Origin of the sequence: Bradyrhizobium sp. Tv2a-2 (genome assembly GCF_000472425.1) — a bacterium.
Lineage (GTDB): Bacteria > Pseudomonadota > Alphaproteobacteria > Rhizobiales > Xanthobacteraceae > Bradyrhizobium.
Genome location: NZ_AXAI01000015.1, coordinates 1 through 22,847, shown reverse-complemented (window position 1 = coordinate 22,847; position 22,847 = coordinate 1). Strand labels below are relative to the sequence as shown.

25 protein-coding genes are annotated in these 22,847 nt (G+C 62.9%); 8 read left to right on the top strand and 17 right to left on the bottom strand.

Annotated features, from left to right (window positions below):
• Window positions 1-125: 125 nt before the first annotated feature.
• The 4 genes from dnaE to A3AI_RS0127855 all read right to left on the bottom strand — a co-directional run bounded on the left by dnaE (window position 126) and on the right by A3AI_RS0127855 (window position 5,479).
• A complete protein-coding gene (dnaE, locus tag A3AI_RS0127875; RefSeq protein ID WP_024518736.1) occupies window positions 126-3,632 on the bottom strand; it encodes a DNA polymerase III subunit alpha in 3,507 nt (1,168 codons plus the stop codon).
• A 431-nt stretch (window positions 3,633-4,063) separates the two neighbouring features.
• The gene (locus tag A3AI_RS0127865; protein ID WP_024518735.1) at window positions 4,064-4,276 is read right to left on the bottom strand and encodes a hypothetical protein; all 213 of its coding nucleotides are present in this window, start codon (window positions 4,274-4,276) and stop codon (window positions 4,064-4,066) included.
• A gap of 63 nt (window positions 4,277-4,339) precedes the next feature.
• Window positions 4,340-4,528 carry a YegP family protein gene (locus tag A3AI_RS0127860; RefSeq protein ID WP_024518734.1) on the bottom strand — a complete coding sequence of 63 codons (189 nt, stop codon included), beginning with the start codon at window positions 4,526-4,528 and terminating at the stop codon, window positions 4,340-4,342.
• A gap of 207 nt (window positions 4,529-4,735) precedes the next feature.
• The gene (locus A3AI_RS0127855) at window positions 4,736-5,479 is read right to left on the bottom strand and encodes an outer membrane protein (RefSeq protein WP_024518733.1); all 744 of its coding nucleotides are present in this window, start codon (window positions 5,477-5,479) and stop codon (window positions 4,736-4,738) included.
• 251 nt (window positions 5,480-5,730) lie between these two features.
• Between A3AI_RS0127855 and A3AI_RS0127850 the strand changes: the two genes are divergently transcribed.
• The 3 genes from A3AI_RS0127850 (at window position 5,731) to A3AI_RS0127845 (ending at window position 6,666) form a co-directional block, all read left to right on the top strand.
• Window positions 5,731-6,048: a DUF3551 domain-containing protein gene (locus A3AI_RS0127850; protein ID WP_024518732.1), complete on the top strand. Its 318-nt coding sequence runs from the start codon at window positions 5,731-5,733 to the stop codon at window positions 6,046-6,048.
• 106 nt (window positions 6,049-6,154) lie between these two features.
• On the top strand, window positions 6,155-6,397 hold the full coding sequence (locus A3AI_RS43520; RefSeq protein ID WP_036049824.1) for a DUF3551 domain-containing protein: 243 nt from the start codon (window positions 6,155-6,157) through the stop codon (window positions 6,395-6,397).
• The gene (locus A3AI_RS0127845) at window positions 6,397-6,666 is read left to right on the top strand and encodes a DUF3551 domain-containing protein (protein WP_024518731.1); all 270 of its coding nucleotides are present in this window, start codon (window positions 6,397-6,399) and stop codon (window positions 6,664-6,666) included. The genes A3AI_RS43520 and A3AI_RS0127845 overlap by 1 nt, the downstream gene beginning before the upstream one ends.
• Window positions 6,667-6,772: 106 nt before the next feature.
• Here A3AI_RS0127845 and A3AI_RS0127840 read toward each other — a convergent pair whose 3' ends face one another.
• Window positions 6,773-7,546 (bottom strand): helix-turn-helix transcriptional regulator, encoded by a 774-nt coding sequence (locus A3AI_RS0127840; RefSeq protein ID WP_024518730.1) that lies wholly within the window; start codon window positions 7,544-7,546, stop codon window positions 6,773-6,775.
• Window positions 7,547-7,659: 113 nt separating this feature from the next.
• On the opposite strand from A3AI_RS0127840, the gene A3AI_RS0127835 reads away from it, so the two are divergent.
• Window positions 7,660-8,739 carry a zinc-binding dehydrogenase gene (locus A3AI_RS0127835; RefSeq protein ID WP_024518729.1) on the top strand — a complete coding sequence of 360 codons (1,080 nt, stop codon included), beginning with the start codon at window positions 7,660-7,662 and terminating at the stop codon, window positions 8,737-8,739.
• Between the two features lie 63 nt (window positions 8,740-8,802).
• On the opposite strand, the gene A3AI_RS0127830 is transcribed toward A3AI_RS0127835, so the two are convergent.
• The 9 genes from A3AI_RS0127830 to A3AI_RS0127790 form a co-directional block, all read right to left on the bottom strand.
• Window positions 8,803-9,501 carry an ABC transporter ATP-binding protein gene (locus A3AI_RS0127830; RefSeq protein WP_024518728.1) on the bottom strand — a complete coding sequence of 233 codons (699 nt, stop codon included), beginning with the start codon at window positions 9,499-9,501 and terminating at the stop codon, window positions 8,803-8,805.
• 8 nt (window positions 9,502-9,509) lie between these two features.
• Entirely contained in the window at window positions 9,510-10,790 is a 1,281-nt protein-coding gene (locus A3AI_RS0127825; protein ID WP_024518727.1) for a lipoprotein-releasing ABC transporter permease subunit, read from the bottom strand.
• 74 nt (window positions 10,791-10,864) lie between these two features.
• Window positions 10,865-12,184 carry a proline--tRNA ligase gene (gene proS, locus A3AI_RS0127820; protein ID WP_024518726.1) on the bottom strand — a complete coding sequence of 440 codons (1,320 nt, stop codon included), beginning with the start codon at window positions 12,182-12,184 and terminating at the stop codon, window positions 10,865-10,867.
• Window positions 12,185-12,383: 199 nt separating this feature from the next.
• Window positions 12,384-12,794 carry a hypothetical protein gene (locus A3AI_RS0127815; RefSeq protein WP_024518725.1) on the bottom strand — a complete coding sequence of 137 codons (411 nt, stop codon included), beginning with the start codon at window positions 12,792-12,794 and terminating at the stop codon, window positions 12,384-12,386.
• Complete coding sequence (locus A3AI_RS0127810) at window positions 12,791-13,336, bottom strand: copper chaperone PCu(A)C (RefSeq protein WP_051382515.1); 546 nt, start codon at window positions 13,334-13,336, stop codon at window positions 12,791-12,793. Before A3AI_RS0127810 ends, A3AI_RS0127815 begins: the two co-directional genes overlap by 4 nt.
• A 30-nt stretch (window positions 13,337-13,366) precedes the next feature.
• On the bottom strand, window positions 13,367-14,329 hold the full coding sequence (copD, locus tag A3AI_RS0127805) for a copper homeostasis membrane protein CopD (RefSeq protein WP_024518723.1): 963 nt from the start codon (window positions 14,327-14,329) through the stop codon (window positions 13,367-13,369).
• A 16-nt stretch (window positions 14,330-14,345) separates the two neighbouring features.
• Window positions 14,346-14,702 (bottom strand): copper resistance CopC family protein, encoded by a 357-nt coding sequence (locus A3AI_RS0127800; RefSeq protein ID WP_024518722.1) that lies wholly within the window; start codon window positions 14,700-14,702, stop codon window positions 14,346-14,348.
• A 14-nt stretch (window positions 14,703-14,716) separates the two neighbouring features.
• Window positions 14,717-15,715 carry a hypothetical protein gene (locus A3AI_RS0127795; RefSeq protein ID WP_024518721.1) on the bottom strand — a complete coding sequence of 333 codons (999 nt, stop codon included), beginning with the start codon at window positions 15,713-15,715 and terminating at the stop codon, window positions 14,717-14,719.
• 58 nt (window positions 15,716-15,773) lie between these two features.
• On the bottom strand, window positions 15,774-16,151 hold the full coding sequence (locus tag A3AI_RS0127790) for a DUF2946 family protein (protein WP_024518720.1): 378 nt from the start codon (window positions 16,149-16,151) through the stop codon (window positions 15,774-15,776).
• A gap of 517 nt (window positions 16,152-16,668) precedes the next feature.
• On the opposite strand from A3AI_RS0127790, the gene A3AI_RS0127785 reads away from it, so the two are divergent.
• The 4 genes from A3AI_RS0127785 (at window position 16,669) to A3AI_RS0127770 (ending at window position 20,840) form a co-directional block, all read left to right on the top strand.
• Window positions 16,669-17,070 carry a globin gene (locus A3AI_RS0127785; protein WP_024518719.1) on the top strand — a complete coding sequence of 134 codons (402 nt, stop codon included), beginning with the start codon at window positions 16,669-16,671 and terminating at the stop codon, window positions 17,068-17,070.
• Window positions 17,071-17,256: 186 nt separating this feature from the next.
• Window positions 17,257-18,279: a sugar ABC transporter substrate-binding protein gene (locus A3AI_RS0127780; protein WP_024518718.1), complete on the top strand. Its 1,023-nt coding sequence runs from the start codon at window positions 17,257-17,259 to the stop codon at window positions 18,277-18,279.
• A 10-nt stretch (window positions 18,280-18,289) separates the two neighbouring features.
• A complete protein-coding gene (locus A3AI_RS0127775) occupies window positions 18,290-19,792 on the top strand; it encodes a sugar ABC transporter ATP-binding protein (protein ID WP_024518717.1) in 1,503 nt (500 codons plus the stop codon).
• 10 nt (window positions 19,793-19,802) lie between these two features.
• Window positions 19,803-20,840: an ABC transporter permease gene (locus A3AI_RS0127770; protein ID WP_024518716.1), complete on the top strand. Its 1,038-nt coding sequence runs from the start codon at window positions 19,803-19,805 to the stop codon at window positions 20,838-20,840.
• A 16-nt stretch (window positions 20,841-20,856) separates the two neighbouring features.
• Here the strand turns inward: A3AI_RS0127770 and mtnK are convergent, their stop codons facing one another.
• The 3 genes from mtnK to A3AI_RS0127755 all read right to left on the bottom strand — a co-directional run.
• On the bottom strand, window positions 20,857-22,167 hold the full coding sequence (gene mtnK / locus A3AI_RS0127765; protein ID WP_024518715.1) for an S-methyl-5-thioribose kinase: 1,311 nt from the start codon (window positions 22,165-22,167) through the stop codon (window positions 20,857-20,859).
• A 25-nt stretch (window positions 22,168-22,192) separates the two neighbouring features.
• Window positions 22,193-22,540 carry a hypothetical protein gene (locus tag A3AI_RS0127760; protein ID WP_024518714.1) on the bottom strand — a complete coding sequence of 116 codons (348 nt, stop codon included), beginning with the start codon at window positions 22,538-22,540 and terminating at the stop codon, window positions 22,193-22,195.
• A 33-nt stretch (window positions 22,541-22,573) separates the two neighbouring features.
• Window positions 22,574-22,847: integrase core domain-containing protein (locus A3AI_RS0127755; protein ID WP_024518713.1), on the bottom strand; the 274-nt coding region annotated here is incomplete at its 5' end.

Genomic DNA, 22,847 nt, shown 5'->3' with positions numbered 1-22,847 from the left:
GCCCCTCGCGCCGAGCGGCCTCGCCGCAGCGATCCGATTTTCGTCCAGCCGGGCGCCATCGGCAAGCCTTGCTTGCGCACCACCTTTGTCGGCACGGTCACGGCGCTGTCACAGCGCCGCGCAGCTTAGAGCTGCTGCACATCGACCACGCCTGACACCGCCTTGATGGCGCCGGCGATCTGCGGCGAGACTTTGAAGCGGCCGGGCAGCTTCAGTTCGATCTCGGTTTCGAGGTCAAGCATCATGACCAGGCTGACCTCGCCCTCGCCATTGCGCGGGCCAGGCGCCGGTCCCTTGACCGCGCCGCCATTGGCGGGCGCGCCCTCGCCTCCCGCAAGGCGCCGCGCGATCGAATCGAGCGGCTTGGTGTCGCGCAGGAAGATGCGCAGCCCTTTCTGGGTCTTGGCGGCGGCATCATCCAGCGGCTCGGCATGCAGCACGCGCGCACGCACATCCTCGCCTTGCAGCTCGGCTCCCAGCTGCAGCAGCACGGCCCCGCCGGGTTCCAGCAGGTCGCGATATTGCGCAAGACCTTCCGAGAACAGCACCGCCTCGAAATGGCCGGTCGGATCGGACAGGCCGATGATGCCCATCTTGTTGCCGGTCTTGGTGCGCCGTTCCATGCGCGATACCACGGTGGCAGCGACCTTGCCTGCGGTGGCGCCAGTCTTCACCGCGCGGGAGAACTCGGCCCATGATTGCACCCGCAGGCGCTTGAGCACGGTCGCGTAGTCGTCCAGAGGATGGCCGGACAGGAAGAAGCCGATGGCGTCGTATTCTCGGCGCAGCCGCTCGGCCGGCAGCCAGGGCTCGACCTGCGGCAGGATGATGGTCGGCGCATCGGCGGCGTTGCCGAACATGTCGTTCTGCCCGCTGCTTGCCGCCTCATGACTGCGCTGGCAGGCGGCAAGGATCGCGTCGGCGCCGGCGAACACCCGTGCACGGTTCTTCTCAAGCACATCGAACGCTCCGGCCGCCGCCAGGCTCTCGATGATCCGCTTGTTGATGGCGCGCGGCGAGACTCGGCTGGCAAAATCGGCGAGCGAGGTGAACGGACCCTTCCTGCGTCGTTCCTCCACGATCTGCTCGACGGCCTGCGGACCGACGCCCTTCAGCGCGGCCAACGCATAATGGATTTTGCCCTCGCTGACTTCGAAAGTGGCGCCGGAGTGATTGATCGAAGGCGGCTCGACCTTGATGCCCAGCCGCTGTGCCTCGCTGCGGAATTCGCTCAGCTTGTCGGTGTTGTTGAGGTCGAGCGTCATGGACGCCGCGATGAACTCCACCGGATAATGCGCCTTCATAAAGGCGGTATGATAGGACACCAGCGCGTAGGCTGCGGCGTGGCTCTTGTTGAAGCCGTAGTCGGCGAATTTCGCGAGCAGCTCGAAGATCGTCTCCGCCTGCCCTTTGGGCACGCCGTTCTTGACCGAGCCGGCCACGAAGATAGCTCGCTGCTTCTCCATCTCGGCGCGGATCTTTTTGCCCATCGCGCGGCGCAGCAGGTCGGCATCGCCGAGCGAATAGCCGGCCATCACTTGCGCGATCTGCATCACCTGCTCCTGGTAGATGATGACGCCGAAGGTCTCCTTCAGGATCGGCTCGAGCAGCGGGTGCAGATATTCCGGTTCCTCCTCGCCATGCTTGCGCGCGCAATAGGTCGGGATATTGGCCATCGGGCCCGGGCGGTAGAGCGCAACGAGCGCGATGATGTCCTCGAACCGGTCGGGCCGCATGTCGATCAGCGCCCGCCGCATGCCCTGGCTTTCAACCTGGAACACGCCGACCACATCGCCGCGCGCCAGCATCTGGTAACTTGGTGCGTCGTCGATCGCCGTCGTCGCCAGATCGACATCGATGTTGCGCTGCTTGAGCAGCTTCACCGCGACGTCGAGCACGGTCAGCGTCTTCAGGCCGAGGAAGTCGAATTTGACGAGTCCTGCCGGCTCGACCCATTTCATGTTGAACTGGGTGACCGGCATGTCGGATTTGGGATCGCGGTAGAGCGGCACGAGCTCGCTCAAGGGACGATCGCCGATCACGATGCCGGCGGCGTGCGTCGAGGCATGCCGCGTCAATCCCTCCAGGCGCATCGCGATATCGAAGGCGCGCGCCACCACGGGGTCCTCGTCGCGGAACGCCTGCAGCTTGGGCTCGCCCTCGATCGCAGCCGCAAGCGTGATCGGCGCTGCCGGATTCTGCGGCACGAGCTTTGTCAGCTTGTCGACCTGCCCATACGGCATCTGCAGCACGCGGCCGACGTCGCGCAACACTCCGCGCGCCTGCAGCGTACCGAAGGTGATGATCTGGGCTACCTGGTCGCGGCCGTAGCGCTGCTGCACATAGGAGATCACCTCGCCGCGCCGGTCTTGGCAGAAGTCGATGTCGAAGTCCGGCATCGACACGCGTTCCGGATTGAGGAAGCGCTCGAACAGCAGCCCAAAACGCATCGGGTCGAGGTCGGTGATGGTGAGCACCCAGGCAACCAGGGAACCCGCGCCGGAACCGCGGCCCGGACCGACCGGAATGTCGTGCGCCTTGGCCCATTTGATGAAGTCCGACACGATCAGGAAGTAGCCCGCATATTTCATGCGGGTGATGACGTCGAGCTCGAAGGCCAGCCGCTTCTGGTAGTCCTCGTCCGTCATGCCGGGCGCCATGCCATGCACGGTCAGCCGCCGCCGCAGGCCCTCTTCCGCCTGGCGCTTCAGTTCGGCGGCCTCGGCGGTTACAGCATCCTCGGCGCTCGAGCCGGCGCCGACCGTAAACAACGGCAGGATGGGCTTGCGCGTTCGCGGGCGGAACGAGCAGCGCTCGGCGATCTCGATGGTCGAGGCGAGCGCCTCCGGAATGTCGGCAAACAGCACCGCCATCTCGGCACGCGTCTTGAAGCGATGATCGTTCGTCAGCTGATGTCGTTCGGCGTCGGCGATCAGATGGCCGCCGGCAATGCAGAGCAACGCGTCATGCGCTTCATAATCGTCGCTCGCGGCAAAATAAGGCTCGTTGGTCGCCACCAGCGGCAGGCCCTTATCATAGGCGATATCGATCAGCCCGCCTTCGATGCGGCGCTCCCTGTCGATGCCGTGACGCTGCAGCTCGACATAGAGGCGATCGCCGAACAGGCGCGCCAGCCGCTCGCAGCGCTGCGCCGCCAGCGCCTGCTGGTCGTGCTGGAGCGCGAGCGAAACCGGCCCGTCTGGCCCGCCGGTGAGCGCGATCAGGCCTTCGACGCCCTCGTTCAACCAATCGAACTTGATGTGCGGCGCCTGATGCGTGGGCGTTTCCAGAAACGCCCGTGAATTCAGCCGCATCAGGTGGCGATAGCCTTCCTCCCGCGCGGCCAGCAAAACGATTCGCGCCGGCGCCGCAACGGCAGTCGCATTGCGTGCGTTCGGATCCGTATCGCCGAAATCGACCGCGAGCTCGCAGCCGACGATCGGCTGGATGCCGTAGCCGGCCATCTTGTCGGAGAATTCCAACGCCCCGAACATGTTGTCGGTGTCGGTCAGCGCCAGCGCGGGCTGGCGGTCGGCCTTGGCAAGCTCGCCGAGCTTGGCAATCTTGATCGAGCCCTTCAGCAGGGAATAGGCGGAATGGACGTGAAGATGGACAAAGCCGGCGCTGGACATGGTGCAGGTTGCGGAAGCTCGGATCGTGGGTTCTCGCGACCGGCCTGAGATCGAGGCGTCTCGCCTCAACCGACTCGCTCACCTTATCGTGGGGGCGCAAGACGAAAGAGTCCACGCATGCTGCGCGGTTTGGACCCGCCGTCCTGCTTTTCCCCAGCGTATCAGGCAAGTTGCTGTCACAGCGCGGAAATCAGCTGCGCCCAGACCGCAATCATCCCGATAAACAGCGTGATCGAGGCCAGCGCAGCCGCTTCTTCAACAAAGATCCGCAACATTGTTCTGCTCCCTTTATAACTAGAACATACAGCGAACATTGTTCCCATTTTGTTCTAGCGTCAAGAGTGCGCGGCGGAGCCGCCTCGAAAACGGCTCAGCTTAGTTAATGGCGGAAACGGAACTAGGCGCCTGGAAAGGTTCCAGCCGCGGATTTATCACTTCTTCTTGCCGAAAACCGGCACCTTCGACCTGACGGCCTGCCAATTGAAGAAATGATGATAGCCGGACCAGTAGTGGACCTCGGCGTTGCAAATGCGGCAGCTGAAACTCCCGGAGCGCTTGTCCGGATGTTCCTCTCTGGTCGCGGTGTAATTCATCCCGCAGCTTTCGCAGGTGAATTCCTCTGTGGTCCAGATCGTATTGGCCATGGCGCACAGATATGCACCTCATCACCTTAATTTTTCCACCCATTGGGGCGGTGGAATTCGCGGTTATTCGGCCGGCGGCGGCTGCAGCCTTGGCACGCGCACGAGCAAAAGCTCGAACAGCGCCCGCTCGCCGCGATATTTGGCAGCATTACGGGTCTCCTCCCAGCCTTGAGCCAGGATTTGCCCGGCACGGTCGCGGATTCGCCACTCCCACCGGAACTGGCCGCGCTTTTCGATAACCATCTCGAACATCGAAGAGATCAATACGGCCCCGGCTCAGGCCGGCCTTGCGCCATATCAAAAGTCCTCGCCGTAAAATTACCGATGTACCGGCTGTTTCCTCGCACGAAAAAGCCCCGGCCAGGGGCCGGGGCTTTTCGATCCGCCGCTCGAAAAGCGAAGATCAGTACGTGACCGGGAGGCTGATCAGTACTTGCTCGGTGGTTGCTCAGTACTTGCTCAGTACCTGCCGATGATCGGGCCGCCGAACTTGTAGTTGATGCGCGCGGTCACGACATCGATGTCCTGGCTGATGCGATCGCTGGCAAAGGCAAAGCCGGCTGGGGTGGTGAAGCCGATCGTCGAGTCCTGCATGAACAGGTGATCGTACTGCACGCCAACCGACCAGTTCGGCGCGAAGCCGACTTCGACGCCAGCGCCGATTGCGCCGCCCCAACGCGTGTCGTCGCCGCCGGTCGCGGCCAGGGCACCGGCTGGCCCGAACACACGGTAGCTGTTTCCGGTCACGGCAGCACCGCCGTTGGCGTAGAGCAACACGTTGTTGAACGCATAACCGATCTGGCCGGTGATCAAGCCGAATGCATCGGTCTTGGTGTGGTTGGTGAAGCCCGGAGCTACGAGGCTGGCATTCGAGCCCTTGAAGTCGGCCCAGTTGCCCTGGCCCTCAACGCCGAACACGAGCTGGCCCATCTGCCAGCGATAGCCGATCTGCCCACCAGCCGTTGCGCCGTTCGCATCGTGCGACCCTTCCGGCCCGACGCCTACGAGATCCCAGGAACTATTGTTGTTGCCCCAGCCGCCGTTGCCACCGATATAGAAGCCACTCCAGTCATAGAGAGCGGCCGAAGCCGGCGGCGCCTTGGTATACATCTGATGGCGCGCTGCCAGGTCCGCGCCAAATGCGGGCGCCGCCGCGCCAAGCGCAACGATGCTCGCGGTCACAAAAAAGAAGTTCTTATTCATTTCCAGTTCGATTCCTTTAGATGGCCCCCTGGCCAGCCGCGTACTTAACAGCGTGAGCGCGAATTGCTGTAACTTGAGCGCCACACCGCCTTGGAAAGCCCCGAGTTAAGGCAATTTATTGTTACATCTGCAAGGGCTTGCGGAAACTCTTGCATTTGCAGGGCTTCCACGCTCGGCTACAAGGAACGGAACTCGCGCGAATTGCGGCAAAACCTTGCAATGCGTGTGAACGGATATTGTGGGAGCTCTTCATGCGCAACATCGCACGCGGCACGGCACTTATGGTTCTTGCACTCGGTGCATCAACAATGTTGAGCAACGCGCCGGCCAACGCCTACGGCATACGTCACGCCTTCTGTATTCAGGGCGACGAATATCCCGGCTTGAGCACCTGTACGTTCGACACCTATGCGCAGTGCCAGGCATCCGCTTCGGGCCGCAACCTCTACTGTATCGCCAATCCCTATTACGGCGGCAGCAGCGACGATCCCTATGCGTATCAAAATCGTGCCCGTCCCTTCCCGCCGCAATACATTCCCGCGCCGCCCAACACCTATTGGGCGCGCTGACGGTTCGTACACGGGTCGTGCGGCAGCGCATCACGCGCGAACGTGACTTGACGGACGCATCACGGAATTGATGCTGTCGCTCTTATGCAAACGATGGGAGGAAGCGATGCGGAGAATCCTGCTGGCCCTGCTTGCGATCTCCACGGCTGGCGCAATCCACGCCGCCGCCGCCGGGGGTTACCCCTATTGTCTGAGGGGCTGTGATTTCGGCGCCGGCGATTGCAGCTTTTATACCTATCAGCAATGCCTGGCGACGGCGTCGGGCCGCGATGCCTGGTGCGATGCCAATCCGTCATTCCACCAAGCCCGCGAGCCGCAAGCAGTCCGCTACAGCCGAAGGAGACCCTGATGCGCATCCTCGCTTTGGCGACTCTGGCGGCCGGGACATTGCTCGCGGCTTCAGCGGCGCGTGCGCAAACTTTCGCTCCAGGCTATCCGGTCTGCCTGCACGTCTATGGCCAAGTCACCTATTACGAATGCGGCTACACCTCGCTGGCCCAATGCAACGTATCGGCCTCAGGCCGCGCGGCACAGTGCGTGGTCAATCCCTATTACGCGAGTGCCACGATTCCGGGGCCAGTGCCTCGCTATCATCGCCGGCACTATCGCGCCTATTGAAGCGCGATGAGATTTGGTTGAATCATCATCGCGCTTTAGGTCTTTGATTGAGCATGATCTTTTCGGAAAACCGCTACACACTTTTCCGGATCATGTTTCAGTGGGGTTAGACCGGCGTATAGATCACGAGCTTGAGCGCCGGATCGTCGTTAGCCTGGAAGCTCGTGTACTCGTATTGCACCACGCCCTTTTTTGGATGGTTCAGGATCTTGCGACCCGCCGCAGTGCCGCGCACCTCATGTGCGCCCCACCAGCGCGAGAATTCCGGGCTGCCCTGGCGCAGCCGCTCCAGCAGCGTATTGAAAGCGGGATCGCCGGCCCAGACGTCGTGGCTGGCGCGAAACTGCGCCACCATGCGCCGCGCCTCCTCCGCCCATGAACTGCCGAACAGCCTTCGCGTCCGCGTATTGGTGAACATGAGAAGCAGCACGTTGCGGTCCTCCTCGCGCAGACGACCGAAGGCGAATACCTCTTCGGCAGCCACGTTCCAGGCCAGGAGGTCCCAGCGCCGCCCGGTGATGTAGGCTGGCTGGTTTAACCCATCGAGCATGCGCCGGATCGTCTCCGGCACGATCTCAATCGCGAAGGCACGCGCGTCAGTGTCGCGCGCGAGCATGCGCAAATGCGCATGCTCGGCCTTGGAGAGCTTGAGCGCGCGCGCCAGCGCATCGACTGTAGTCACCGAGGGGTTGACGGTGCGGCCCTGCTCCAGGCGGATGTACCAGTCGACCCCGATGCCGGCGAGCTCTGCGACCTCCTCGCGGCGCAGGCCCGCGGTACGCCGGCGCCGCCCGATCGGAAGACCGACCGATTTCGGCGTCAGCCTTGCGCGGCGCGAGCGCAGGAAATCTCCGAATTCAACGCGGCGGCCATCGGCCATGATGTGTCCTCAGAGACGCGAGGGAGGGTCTGAGCAATCCCAGGATAATACCAGGCCTTCCAGGATAGCAAAGGAGCGCCACAATGGGAATCTGTCAATGGAGATCGATGCCCATGAAAGCCGCCGTCCTCAAAGCCTTCGGTTCGCCCCTTTCGATCGAAACGGTTCCTGCGCCGGTGCTCGGCACCGGCGAGGTGATCGTCGATGTCGTCGCCACCCGCGTGCTCTCCTATGCGAACGAGGTGTTCAGCGGCGAGCGCAAATATGCGCTGGACCTGCCTGTGATCCCCGGTCCCGGCGGGATCGGCCGCGTGCGGGCGCTCGGTCCCGACGCTACCCATCTTGCCGTCGGCGACTGGGTGTTCTGCGATCCGACCGTGCGCTCACGCGACGACGTGCTCGCGCCTGACATCACGCTGCAGGCCTGGAGCGCGCGCGACGCCGGCGGCATGAAGCTGCAGCAATATTTTCGCCACGGCTCGTTTGCCGAGCAGATGCGGGTGCCGACCGAGAACGCCAAGCCGATCGGCCCGATCGATGAGAAAGCGGCCTTGCAATGGTGCGCGACGGGGACGCTGCTCGTACCCTATGGCGGCTTCCTCGCCGCCCATCTGCAGCCCGGCGAGACCGTCCTGGTCAGCGGCGCCACCGGCAATTTCGGCAGTGCGGCTGTAGCGGTCGCGCTCGCGATGGGCGCAAGCCTTGTCGTCGCACCCGGCCGCAATGAAAAGGTGCTCGCCGACCTTAAGCGCCGCTTCGGCGATCGCGTCCGCACCGTGACGCTGTCGGGCAATGAGCGCGACGACCGCGAGCGGATGAAGAAGACCGCAGGCGGCCCGATCGATTGCGTGCTGGATATCCTGCCGCCTTCGGCGCCCGCGACCGCCGCGCGCGCTGCGATCATGGCGGTGCGTCCCTACGGGCGGGCCGTTCTCATGGGCGGCGTCGGCATGCTCGGCGGGGGCGGGCTGGACCTGCCCTATCCCTGGATCATGCGCAATTGCATCGCCGTCCATGGCGCCTGGATGTATCCGCCCGACGCGACCGTCCGCCTGGTGGGGTTGATCAGGTCCGGCCTGTTGGATCTCAACCAGTTCGAGCCGACGAGCTTCGATCTGGACCACGCCAACGACGCGGTGGCGCACGCTGCGGCGAATGGAGGACCATTCAAGATGACCGTGATTGCGCCGTAGCGCCGTCATCGCGCTGCGGCGGACGCGGTCGTCGCGTTGCTTCTCGCAATGACAGCTGAGACGCTATTCCATTTCGACGATCTGGCCGTCGACGATTGACACGCGGCGATCCATTCGGCCCGCGAGTTCCATATTGTGGGTCGCGATCAGCATCGCGACCTGGGTAGCCTTCACGAGTTGCATCAACGCCTGGAAGACGTGATCGGCGGTGTGCGGGTCGAGATTGCCGGTCGGCTCGTCCGCGAGTAGCACGCGCGGGGCATTGGCGACTGCGCGCGCGATCGCGACCCGCTGTTGTTCGCCACCGGAGAGTTCGGCCGGCCGGTGCTTGAGACGGTCGGCGAGGCCGAGATAGCCCAGGATCTCGGTGGCGCGCTTCACCGTCTCGGACTTTTTCAGGCCGCGGATCATCTGCGGCAGCATGACGTTTTCCAGCGCGGAAAATTCCGGCAAGAGCCGGTGCGACTGGTAGACAAAGCCGATTTCGGTCCGGCGAAGCAGGGTGCGCTCGGTATCCGACAATTGCGAGGTCGGCGCGCCCCCAACATAGACCTCGCCCTGATCGGGCGTTTCGAGGAGGCCCGCGATATGCAGCAGCGTCGACTTGCCCGAGCCCGAGGGCGCGACCAGCGCCACCGACTGTCCCGCCCACAATGCCAGCTTGACGCCATTGAGAATGATCAACGGCGCTTCACCCTGCATGTACTGGCGCTTTATCTCATGGAGATAGACGACCGGTACATCTTCCGTCCCCTGCTCCATAAAATTCCTCACTCGTAGCGCAGCGCTTCGACGGGATCGAGCCGTGCGGCACGCCACGACGGATAGAGGGTGGCAAGGAAGGAGAGCGTCAGCGCCATGATCACGACGGCCGCCGTCTCGCCAAAATCGACATCGGCCGGAAGCCTGGACAGGAAGTACAGCATGGGGTCGAACAATTCGGTCGCGGTCAGCCAGGACAGGAACTGCCGGATGGACTCGATGTTCATGGCGATGACCAGCCCCACCAGGAAGCCGGCGAGCGTGCCGACCACGCCGATCGCGGAGCCCGTGATCAGAAAGATCCGCATGATGGAGCCCTGCGAGGCGCCCATGGTGCGCAGGATCGCGATGTCGCTGCCCTTGTCCTTCACCAGCATGATCAGGCCGGAGATGATGTTGAGCGCAGCGACCAGCACGATCATGGTCAGGATCAGGAACATCACATTGCGCTCGACCTGCAGCGCGTTGAAGAAAGTGGAGTTGCGCTGCCGCCAGTCGACCAGGAACACCGGCCGCCCCGCCGCCTCCGTCACGCTCTTGCGGAAAACGTCGATACGATCAGGGTTGTTGGTGAAGACCTCGATCGCGGTGACGTCGTTGTTGCGGTTGAAATAGGCTTGCGCCTCCGTGAGCGGCATGAACACCATGCCCGCGTCATATTCGGACATGCCGATCTCGAACACCGCTGTAACCCGATAGGGCTTGATGCGCGGCGTCGTTCCCATCGGGGTCACCGCGCCCTTCGGCGAAACCAGCGTCACGCTGTCGCCGGCATGTACCGACAATTGATCGGCAAGCCTTCGCCCGATCGCGATCCCCTGACCATCGTCGAAGCCCTCGAGCGTGCCCTGCTTGATGTTCTTGGCGATCGAGGTGAGGTTGTTCAGATCATCCGCTCGCATGCCGCGAATGAGAACGCCGGCGGCGTTGAATGGCGAGGACGCGAGCCCCTGCCCGTCCACGACGGGTGCTGCGAGCCGAATGCCGGACACCTGGCTGATCCGCTCCGCCACGTCCTTCCAATCGGTCAGCGGGGATTCCAAGGGCTGCACCAGAAGATGCCCGTTCAGGCCGAGGATCTTGTCCAGCAGCTCCTTGCGGAAGCCGTTCATCACCGCCATCACGATGATCAGCGTGGCGACGCCGAGCATGATGCCGATGAAGGAAAAGCCGGCAATGACCGAGATAAAGCCTTCCCTGCGCCGCGCGCGCAGATAGCGCGCTGACAGCATCCATTCGAACGGCGCAAAGGGCGCGGTCTGGATCGGTTCATTCATGGTCTCTTCCATGGCCCGATAATCCCATGATTCGGGGGCAAATGTGGCCGCGTTGGCCAGTGGAGAAGCCCGTTCGGTGGATAATCCTATCCGGCTATCCTTGCCACGACGTCGGACGCGGACATGTTTTCGCGCGAGCCGTCGGCGCGGCGCTTGATTTCGATCTTGCCTTCGGCAAGGCCCTTCGGCCCCACCATGATCTGCCAGGGAATGCCGATCAGGTCGGCAGCGGCGAATTTTGCACCGGCCCGCTGGTCGGTGTCGTCATAGAGCACGTCGACACCCTTCGCGGACAGCTCGCGATAGAGCTTCTCACACGCCGTATCGGTATCGTCGGAGCCCTGCTTCAGGTTCAGGATGACGGCCTTGAACGGGGCGACCGCCTCGGGCCATTTGATGCCAGCCTCGTCGTGGCAGGCCTCGATGATCGCACCAACCAGGCGCGAGACGCCGACACCATAGGAGCCGCCATGGATCGGCACGTCGGTTCCGTCCGGGCCGGCGACAGTTGCCTTCATCGGCTCGGAATATTTGGTACCGAAATAGAAGATCTGACCGACCTCGATGCCGCGGGTGTTGACGCGACGCTCGGCCGGCACTTCCTGCTCGAAGCGCGCGGCATCATGGACGTCCTCGGTCGCGGCATAAAGCGAGGTCCATTGCTTGATGATCGGCGTGAGGTCGCCATCATAATTGACGTCTTGGCCCGGCACGGGCAGATCGAGCACATCGCGGTCGCAGAACACGCCGGATTCGCCGGTTTCCGCCAGCACGATGAACTCATGGCTGAGATCGCCGCCGATCGGACCGGTTTCGGCGCGCATCGGGATCGCCTTCAGCCCCATGCGCGCGAAGGTGCGCAAATAGGCGACAAACATCTTGTTGTACGAGCGTCGCGCGCCGGCTTCGTCGAGATCGAAGGAATAGGCATCCTTCATCAGGAATTCGCGGCCGCGCATCACGCCGAAGCGCGGACGCTGCTCGTCGCGGAACTTCCACTGGATGTGATAGAGGTTGAGCGGCAGGTTGCGGTAGGACTTCACGTAGGCGCGGAAGATCTCGGTGATCATTTCCTCGTTGGTCGGCCCGTAGAGCAGCTCGCGCTTGTGGCGATCGGCGATCCGCAGCATCTCCGGTCCATAGGCGTCGTAGCGGCCGCTCTCGCGCCAGAGATCGGCGAGCTGCAGTGTCGGCATCAGAAGTTCAAGCGCGCCGGCGCGGTCCTGCTCCTCGCGCACGATCTGCTCGATCTTCTTCAGCACGCGATAGCCCAGCGGCAGCCAGGCATAGATGCCGGCCGCCTCCTGCCGCATCATCCCGGCGCGCAGCATCAGCCGGTGCGACACGATCTCAGCCTCTTTCGGATTTTCTTTTAGAATCGGCAGGAAGAACCGCGTCAATCGCATGGGCTTGAGCCTTGAGGGAATCGTTCGTGGAAACTTTGCGGCAGAGTAGAAACCGGATTGGCCGCGAAAACACAAGGGAGACTTCAAAGAAAGCCGCTAAGCCATCGTATTCTCTGCCGTTTCGGCGATAAAGCTAAACGCCATGATTAAGGCACGAGCACGTCAGGCGTAACCCCTGATGTCAAAGAATTAGGCCATCCTATTGCGCCGGCAGGTCGAAATCCTCCTCAAGTGCGATGGTTTTGAACAGGGTCGCGGCCTCGATCCGAACACGCCATCGGCCGGCGACCGTGATCGGCACGTTCTCGACATGCCAGTAGTGGTCGCCACCGAGTTCGGCCTTACGGCTGATCGGCTCGGCGCCGCCCTCAAGCCTCGTCAGAACCAAGGTTGCGGCCCTAGCCTGCAGCAGCGTGCCGTCGCCGTTCATCAACTGCAGGACAATGCTGTCGTTCCCCGTCTTGCCCGGCGAGATCAGCACCTGGAACATCGCCATGTCGCTGTGGATGTGGATGCCAAGTGTCGGCTCGGCTGCGTGAGTCGCGCCCGCATGGAGTGCGAGCGCGGCAATTGGCAGCACGGTTGCGATCAGGCGCGGCAGCCCTCTCACATCTTCATCCCGGAGCGATCCTGCATCTTGTTCATCTCCATCTTGCCGCCGCTCGCACCGGCGCCGGCCGGCCCCTGCGCGCCGACGCCCGCGACATCAAGCGAGACCGTCACCTTGCCAGCCTTCTCGAACTCCAGCGTCACGGGCACCTTGTCGCCCTGCTTCAGCTGCGACTTCAGGTCCATCATCATCAAATGATTGCCGCCGGGCGCGAGCTTGACGGTCTTGCCGGGGTCGATGGTGAGCCCCTTTTCCAGTGGGCGCATCTTCATCACGCCGCCATCCATGGACATCTCATGGACCTCGATTTTGCCGGCGACATCGGCCGAGCCACCGATCAGCCGGTCGGGCGCGCTGCCCTTGTTTTCGATGGTGACATAGCCGCCGCCGATCTTGGCGCCGTTCGGGGTCGCGCGGGCCCAGGCCTGGCTGATGACGAGGTCGCCGGCCTTGACCTCATCGGCGCGTGCGGGGGCGAGAGCGAGCAACGCCGCGAGCGCAGCGCTCGCGATCGAGAGCCATGTCAGTTTTCCGATGGTCATTTGTTTTCTCCTTCTTGCAAATCCAGCGGTTCATTCGACGAGATGGATGGCGGGGTGCAGCGTGCCGAGCACCCCGACAATGGCGAAGATCGCAAGGCCCAGCGCGATCTCCACGAGAGTGTTGCGCTTCAGCGCCGCGAGCGCATTGGGCTCGGCACCGCTCTTGACGCCAGCAACAAGCCGCGGCGTGAGCGAGACGCGGTTGACGGCGGCAAGGCTGACCATGATTATAAAGGCTGCGAACTTGACCAGCAGCAACCGGCCATAGTCGGTCACGAGCAGCGCACGAACGGAGCCCACGAGGATCCAGGTATTCACGGCGCCAGAGGCGATCAGGGCTGCAACGCTGACAATGCCCAGGATGGAAAATCGCCCCACGGCGTCGAATTGCAGCGGCCCCCATCCCGGCGCGGGACGGCGCCGACCGACCGCAAACAGGACAGAAAGCCCGGCGAGGCCGCCAATCCAGGCCGATGCGGCCAGCAAATGCAGGCCGTCGGCGGCGAGATGCAGATCGCCCAACCCGCCGAGCGTTGCACCGGCGTGTCCGGTCCAGGCGATGGCTGCAACAAGCGAAAGGCCAGCCGCGAGACCGACCCATCGCGCGAGCGCGAAGCGATCGAGCATGAGACAAGCCGCCAGAACGACCGCAAGCCCGCCGCGGATTTCCGACACCAGCCCGAATTGTGTCTCGTTGACGACAACCAGCATCGCGCCCGATCGTATCGCCTCGCCGAAGGCAACGCCCGCCAGCATCATGGTCTCAAGCGTCAGCCAGAGGATTCCAGTCGCGACCGCAACCGCAAGCCCCGCCCAGGTAAGTCCAACAAGCCGTGCCTGGACGATGGCGTAACCTTCCGGAGAAGGCCGCAAAGCCGGCTGCGCCACCAAGCCGCGGAACGTCAGGACACCCGCGACCGTCGCCGACGCCGCGAAATGAATCGCGCGCGTCAGCACCAGCGGGCCGTCGATTTCCGCGGCAAAGAAGCTCATGGCCTTCCTGCTGCCACTACTGGCCGACCTGGAAGGTGAAGTTGCCTTCGGTCGTATGCGTATCCACCGACAGCACGTGCCAGTTGACGTGATAGGTGCCGGCCCCGCCGGGTCGCAGCGGAATGGACATCTGGTTGCCGCTGACCCGCGCCTTGCCGCTGTCGACGCGCTCGCCAGCGGGATTGGTCACGGTGACAGTCGAGAAGGCAGGCTCGAGCTTCTGGGTGAACCACAGGGTGACTTCCTTGGGCGGGCTGGCGACCTTGTTGCCGACGCGCGGCTCGGCGTGGTCGAGCATGGCATGCGCCTGAGCGGCGCCGGTGGCGAGCACGAGGAGAAGCGGGATGGTTGCGATCAGGGACGGGTGTCGCATGGTCAATTCCTTGCTCAATTCCTGAAGGGGCTGGCGGGTTGGACCGGACCGCCGAACAGCGGCTTGCCGATCCCATGCGGATCAATGTCATCGAGGTAAAGGTGTAGCTGCGCGATTACACCAACATTACTGCCGCTTTGCCGATTGATCGGGATCAGCGCCTCGACGCCGACTTGGAAGGTGTTGCCGACCCAGATCACGCCAGGGTTGATGGTACCGGTGGTCAGTGTCCCCGAGGTTAGGGTGTTCGACATCGGCGTCTGCAGATTGGCCTCGACCAAAGGGATCAGGTGATTGATGAAATCCGGCAGGCCCAGATCGACCACCGACGATTTCAGGTAGGGCATGCTGTATTGAATGCTCAGGCCCCAGTTCAGCACACGCGGGTTAAACTCGGTGTCTGCAGTCGGAGCGCCGGTGTCGGGATCAACCCCGAAGGTCGTCGTGAAATTCCGGTCCGGGATTCCGTAGCCGACCTGGCCGGTGATCGCGACTGGCCTGAGCCACGACAGTGTGTCCGGCAAATCGCCCAAGCCTTTGCCGAAATAGACCGTTGGCGTGTAGGTGTTGAAGGGTTCGGCGCCCACTGTGGCAGAGCCGGAGCCGCTCCACTCCACGCTTAGGCCCACCGACATCACGAACTCATGCTCGGGGTTTTTGAACACCCGATATTTGAATGTGGTCTCCAGGTTCTGGAAACCGTTGGCCCCGGCCGCCGTCGGATCGATTGGTCCGAGGAAGGTGTAGGTCGTGCCGAACGATATCGCAAAATCCTCGGTGATCCGCTTGGAGAACTCGGCGGAGATGTCGCGCTGTCGCACCGGCGGAACGTCGCCGGTGTTGAAACTGTCGACAGTCGGAAGCGACAACTCGTCATTGACGCCGGGATCGTCGATGGTGAGCGTGGCCGGGAAGAAGCGATTGCCGACGATTTCGTGGGCTAGGCCTGGGTAGAGTGGAGCAAGAGCGACGCCGAATCCAAACAGACCCGTGCGCAAAAGACGGAAGGACATTGTAGATCTCCGCTGGCAAGCGACGGTGATGGTTCAGCGGCCGAATTGGCCGCAAGCCTCACAGCGGCAGCGGCGGCGCGCGGGCCTGCGTATTGGAGCCGGTACGGGCCGGCGAGACGTCCCGCACGGCAATGTGCCAGATCACCCGGGTGGTCTGGCGGTAAGGAACCGGGAAAGCCGCCTGCTGCGGCGAATCGACCGCGGCCCCTGCCTGCACCGCACAGCAGATGAGACAGGCTCCGTCATGGGCATGCTGGTCGGTGCCCGGATCGGTCTGCCCGGAACTCTCCCCGAGGATGCTATGGCAGATTTCGGCCGCCCGTAGCGGGTCGGAAGCGGTGGCGGCCGCAGCCCAAGAGGCAGCAATCGGTGCAAGGATCTGCACCGCCAACGCGATCAATACGACCGGAAGGAACTTCTGAAGCTGTCGCCGCATCGGGGAATCCACCAAGGCGCGCCACCTAACCACCACGGGTCTGCCAAGTCGAGGCGTTCCACCGCAAAGCGGCGGCTTTCCGGTCGAAATCGCAGAGATTTCCGCCCGGCGTTGCCGAATTGCTGTAGGCCCGACGAAATAGCCGGGCGGAGTATTTCCTTACTATATTACCGCAATCGAGGGCGAGCCGGCATACCCAACAGGGTTGCTCTGGTCAACTCGCAATCATTACGAAAACTGCTCGAAGTTTGAACATTCGTTGCTGAAATTGATGACAAAAAAGCAAAACTGGTCTAGGAATCTGCGCGCAGGCTGAGCCCGAGGGTTCGAGCCTGGTGGTCCAAGTCTCGGGAGGAGCCCTAACGCGCAAAAGCAGCGTTGCCCCGCCAGCCAAGATCAAATCCAAACTTTGCGGGATAATAGGGTCGACACAATTTTTGGAGCAGGGCTCGATGCCCTGCTCTTTTTCTTTAAGCCCCCTCTCTCATTGGCATTTCAAATGACGTGATGTGCAGGCGTGATCAATTTCATCCAGCACAGTTTTGAACTTGCGTCCGCGCATTGTGGAGACCTGACTCCGCTGGTCTATCAACGCCTGCATCGCGCTCATCCCGAGACAATTGCGATGTTTCGCAGCGAAGGCAGCGACCTCGTGAAGGGATCGATGCTCGCCTTCACCACCGAGGCGTTGCTGGATTTCGCAGGCGAGCGCAGCGGCAAATTCCGCATGATTGCGTGCGAGGTGGTCTCGCATGATGCCTACGGCACGCCGCGCGATCTGTTCATCGCATTCTTCGGCGTGATCGCGGACACGCTGCGCGAATTGCTCGGCACGCAGTGGACGGACGACATCGACGCGGCGTGGCAAGAGCTGCTCGCAGAGATCGAGCAATTCGTATCCCGCCAAGCGGCAACGTAGCGAGACTTCTCGCAATCGGGGCCTTTGCCTACCCGGAACGTAAGCGGGCGCACGGCAGTGCACAAACGATGAGAGCCGCGCAGCATCGTCCTTCCGGTAGCGCGACGAAATTGATTGTGAGACACTGATCCTCCAGCCGCGGCGCACAAGACGTCGCCGGTGATAAGAAGCACATGGGAGCGACCGATGTCCGGGACTGATAAACCCACTACGAGCAGGCGTGATCTTCTGACCTCCACGGCAGGCGCCGGTGCCGCCGCGGCACTGTTGGGCGCATTCGGCGTCAATCCGGCCATGGCAGCTGAAGTCGGCCGCTCCGAGAAGCCCTTGAAGGCCGCCTTCTCCAATGCCGGCCTGCAGGCGACCTGGTGCGCGCAAGGCAAGCAGGCGGCCGAATGGTGGGGCAAGCTGTTCAATGTCGATGTCACCTGGTTCGACGGCCAGCTCGATGCCGTGAAACAGCGCGCCGCCATCGACAACATGGCCTCGCAGAAATGGGACTTCGTCGCCATCCAGGCCTTCGGCATCGGCACGCTGACCCAGCCCGTGCAGAAAATGATCGACGCCGGCACGCCCGTGATCGACATGGATACGCTGATCGCCCCGCTCGACCAGATCAACGTGCACGCCTTCCTCGCTCCCGACAACGAGTTCATGGGGGCCTCGGTGACCCAGGCGCTGGTCAACGCCATCGGCGGCAAGGGCAAGGTGATCATGACCCAGGGCGCACTGGGACACACCGGCGCACAGGGCCGCGCAAAGGGCTTCAACTCGGTGATCAAGCAGTATCCTGGTATCGAGGTGCTCGACACCCAGCCGGCGGATTGGGACGTGTCGAAGACCGCGCGGCTGTGGGAAACATATCTCACCAAATACCCGCAGATCGACGCGGCCTTCTTCCACAATGACGACATGGCGCTTGCCGCCTACAACATCATGAAGGCGCACAACCGCACCAGCATCCTGATCGGCGGCGTCGATGCCATGCCGCCGGCGATCCAGGCGGTCAGCGAGGGCCGCATGTATGCGACCGTGCGCAACCCGTCCTGCCGCATCCATGGTGGCGCGATCGTCGCGGGCGTCGCGGCGGTGGTGGCCGGCGAGAAGACCGGCCAGGGCATTCCGAAGAACGTCGTGACCGACGGGCCGGTCGTGACCAAAGCCAACGCGGCCGGAATGCAGTGGATGGAGGATCACTTCCTGATCTGAGCCCTTCGCAATGCCGCAGGGAAGCTCCCCTCTCCTCGAACTCACGCAGATCACCAAGGCCTTCGGCGGCGTTGAGGCTCTGCGTGGGATCGACTTCGCGCTCTCACCCGGCGAGATCCATGGTCTGGTCGGGGAGAACGGCGCAGGGAAAAGCACGCTGATGAAGATCATCGCCGGCGTGCATCCGGAATTCTCCGGCCGCTTCATGCTGGATGGCCGCGAGACACGCTTCCGCTCGACCCGCGACGCGCGTGCTGCGGGGATTGCCATGGTGCATCAGGAGCTCAGCGTCGCGCCTGACCTCTCGGTCGCCGAGAACGTCTTCCTCGGCGTGCAGCCCACCAATGCACTCGGCTTCGTGCAATGGCGCCGCATGGCACGCGAAGCCGGCGAGCAGCTGTCGCGCTTTGGCATCGACGTCGATCCGACGGCCAGGCTCGGCGACCTGCCGATCGGGCTGCAGCAATTGATCGAGATCGCGCGTGTGCTGTTCTCGGGCGCCCGCATCATCATCCTGGACGAGCCGACCTCGGCGCTGTCGCCGCCTGAGGTCGAGCGTCTCTTTGCAACCCTGCGGCGCCTGCGCGACGCCGGGTCCGCGATCATCTTCATCTCGCATTTCATCGAGGATATCCTCGGCATCTCCGACACCGTGACTGTCTTCCGCAATGGCCGGAAAGTCATGGATACGGCAGCAGGCGCCACCATCAAGGCGACCCTGATCGAGGCCATGATCGGCAAGGGCCGCGAGGCGCTGGAGGAAACCTACACCCACGATGTCGCTCTGCCTGCGCCAAGCGAGACGCCGGTCGTGCTGGAAGCCAGCGGACTTTCGCTGGCGCGCAGTCTGAACGACGTCTCCTTCCAGGCCCGCGCGGGTGAAGTGCTCGGGGTCTACGGCTTCATGGGCTGCGGGCAGCTCGAGCTCGCCCGCATCCTGTTCGGCAAGCTCAAGCCCGATCGCGGACAGCTCCAGGTCGCCGGCGAAACGAAAGCCTTCGGCTCGACCGCCGATGCGCGGCGTGCCGGGATCGCCTTCGTGCCGGAAAGCCGCCGGGCGATGCTGTTCCACCAGGAGCCGGTCTACAAGAACGTCTCGATCAGCATTCTCGATCGCATTTCCTCGCTGTGGCTGAAGCCGTCGCAAGAGCGCGAGATCGCAATGCGCCAGGTCGAGCAGCTGCAGATCAGGCCAAGCGCGGTCGAGCTCGATCTCGGCATGCTCTCCGGCGGCAATCAGCAGAAAGTCGCGCTCGCCAAATGGCTGACCTTCCCGCCGCGCGTGCTGGTCTTGTGCGAGCCGACCCGCGGCATGGATGTCGGCGCCAAGAACGACGTCATCCACATCATCAGGCATTTGCGCGAACAGGGGCTTGCCATCGTCGTGCTCTCGACCGAGCCGGAGACGGTGCTGTCGCTCGCCGACCGCATCATCGTGCTCAAGCGCGGCGCGGTGGTGCGCGAGTTCACGGGCGAAAAAATCAGCAAGGACCGCCTGCTCGAAGCGGCGTGAGGAGCGACTAATGGTAAGCAGCGACAGTGCCGCAGTGCCTGCGGGCGACCGCAAGGGATCAAGGAGGATTGCAGCGCTGCTGCGCTCGCAGATGCGCAACATCGCGCCGTTCCTGACCTTGATCTTCCTGTCGGCCTTCTTCGCGATCGCAAGCCCCTCCTTCGCGACCATTGACAATGTTGGCAACATCCTGACCCAGGTCTCGGTCACCGGCATCATCGCCGTCGGGCTGACCTTCGTCATCCTCTGCGCCGAGATCGATCTGTCGATCGCCTCCATTGCCAATGTCACAGGCATTGCGGTCGCCTATTTCACGCTGCAGGAATCCTACGTGAACATCGCCAACATTCCCCTGCCCGGCTGGGCGGCGATCCTGCTGGCGCTTGTCCTGTGCGCCGTGCTCGGCCTGGTCAACGCCTTCGGCCTGACGGTGATCGGCATCCCCTCCTTCATCATGACGCTCGCCATGATGCAGATTGCGGCTGGCATCTCCGCGCTGCTGGTGCGCGGCCAGATCGCCTACAAAGTGCCCGACCTGATAGCAACTTTGGGCTCGGCTTCGATCGGCGGCATTCCCTGGATCGTTATCGTCGCAGCGCTGATGCTGCTCGCCGGCCATCTGGTGCTGACCTACACACGCTTCGGCCGCTACGTCTACATGGTCGGCGGCAACCGCGAGGCAGCGGAATATTCCGGCCTCAACGTCAAGCTGATCCTCGGCAGCGTCATGGTGATTTCAGCTGTGTGCTCCGGGATCGGCGGCATGCTGGGCGTCGCCCATTTCGGCAGCGCGCAGCAGAACGAGTTCGACACTTATCTGCTTGATTCCATCGCTGCCGTCGTGGTCGGCGGCACCAGCCTGTTCGGCGGCCGCGGCGGCATCGGCAACACGATTGTCGGCCTGTTCGTGCTAGGGGTGCTTAACAACGGCCTCGATCACGTCAATATCGACAGCTTCCTGAAGATCCTGATCCGCGGCTTGATCCTGCTGGCGGCGCTGGTGATCAACGTCTACGCGCAGCGGCTGCGGGCCAAGGCGGCGGATTAGGATAAGCGCCAGTCGGCTACGCCGCAAAATCGGGCCGCCAGTCGTTCACCTCGCGCGCCATTTTGGTGACGGCCGCGATATTCGTGAAGGATTTTGCGTCCGTCAGCATCGCGCGGGCGAGCCGGAGGCTCCGCGCCTCGCAGACGGCCCGGAGCCTTGTGTCCTCGATCCACTCGAAATCGATATTGTGCGCGAGGCCGAGGATACGACGGATGATCTTTGCCGCCGCAAAGCCGACCGTGTCGCGGAACAGCTGATCCATATTGCGCTGGCGCTCGGCCTCCAGATGTAATGCGCCGGCCGATCCCACGAAAAGACTTGTCGGATAGGCATCGCCGCGCGCTTCGGTCCGCCACAACTCGAGGAATTTGCGCTCAAACTCAGTCCAGACTTTTTCGATCGTCTCCACCAGCCACGCTTGGAATACGCGCCGGTCGCCGGACGTGCGTTCGTGGCCGGGCGAGGCGAGATAGGCCATGACGAGGTTGGCGATGATGGCGCCAATGTCGAACGCCATCGGACCGTAAAACGCGAATTCGGGATCGATCACCCGCGTCTCGCTCTCCGTAACCATGATCGATCCGGTGTGGAGGTCGCCATGGATCAGCGCCTCCGGCTGGCTCATGAATTTGAGCTTGAGCCGGGAGATCGCGACATGCGCCTCCATGTCCTCGCGGAAAGCGGCTGCGGTTCTGTCGAGCCAGGGTGAGGTCCAGCGGTTCTGCTCGGCCTCGCGATAGGGATCGGTGAAGATCAGGTCCTCGGTGATCTTGCACAGTGCATGGTTGCCGGCGAAGGCCGCAACACCCTCCTTCTTCTCCGCTGCCGTTATGGCAAGGTCGGAGGTGAAGAACAGCATCCTCGCCATGAAGGTCGTGATGTCCTCGACAAAGCGCGGATAGATGGTACCGGCGATCAGGCCCCTGCGCATGATGATATGCGGCGACAACAGCTCCATGGCAGTTAGCGCCAGCGCCTCGTCATGGTACAAGATCTGCGGCACTAGCCGCGGTGCGAGCCGGGCGTGCGTAGTCAGCGCCAGATATTCGTAATGCGCGCGCGACAGCGGCAGCGGCCAGCTCTCGCCGACCAGGCGCACATAGGGCAGCGCCTGCTTCACTGCCATGCCGCCGACCGTCCCCTTGACGATGAAGACAAGGTTCAGATTGCCGTCGCCGACCTCGCTGATGGACCAGCTTTCAGGTGCGCCGCCAAGCGTATCCGCCACATCTGGAAGTCCGGCCAGATAATCCCGCAGTTCGGCCTCATGCAGGATGCGATAAGGACCCGGCCTCGCGTCGCCTGGCGGTCGCTCTATCGAGGTCATGGCCGTTCCTTTTCCGTGGCCGTGCTCAGTCCCGTTCCAGGAAATTCGAGCCGATATCGGCCTTGCGCTTGATGGGATCGTAATCGCAATAAACGCTGTCGGCGACCAGCGTGAAGCTGGCGATGACGGTGTACTTGTTGAGCTTGACCGAGTTCAGCCCGACGATGGAGGTGTTCTTGCCGTTGTTCCACTTGAACGGCGTCGAGCTTGGCGCCTTCTCGCAGGCCGACACCGCTTCAGCGAACACATAGCCTTCGACAAAGGCTTTCATGGTGCGCAGCTGGGTGGCCATGCGCCAGTCGATATAGAAGGCGACGCCCAAGGCCGCGATCACCAGCACAAACAATCCGACGACGATTCTCTGAAATGTCATGGCCTCCCCCACCCCCAGTCCCAACCCCCGGCTCTAGTTGTGGAGCCTCAAGAGGTTATACCCGGCCAAGCCGAGCCTGCTGATTGGTGGTACAGACCCGATACTGCCATGAGGACGATGCCAATTGTAGCGGTGGAGCCATCTTGGCAACTCGGCGGCGCGTTCTCTTGAGGTGTTGTAGGCCTGGGCGTAAGCCCACTCGCGCAGGCTGGTTTGAATGAAGCGCTCGGCCTTGCCGTTGGTTTGTGGGGTGTAGGGCTTGGTGCGGATGTGTTTGAGGCCGAGGCGCTTGCAGGCCTTCTGGAAG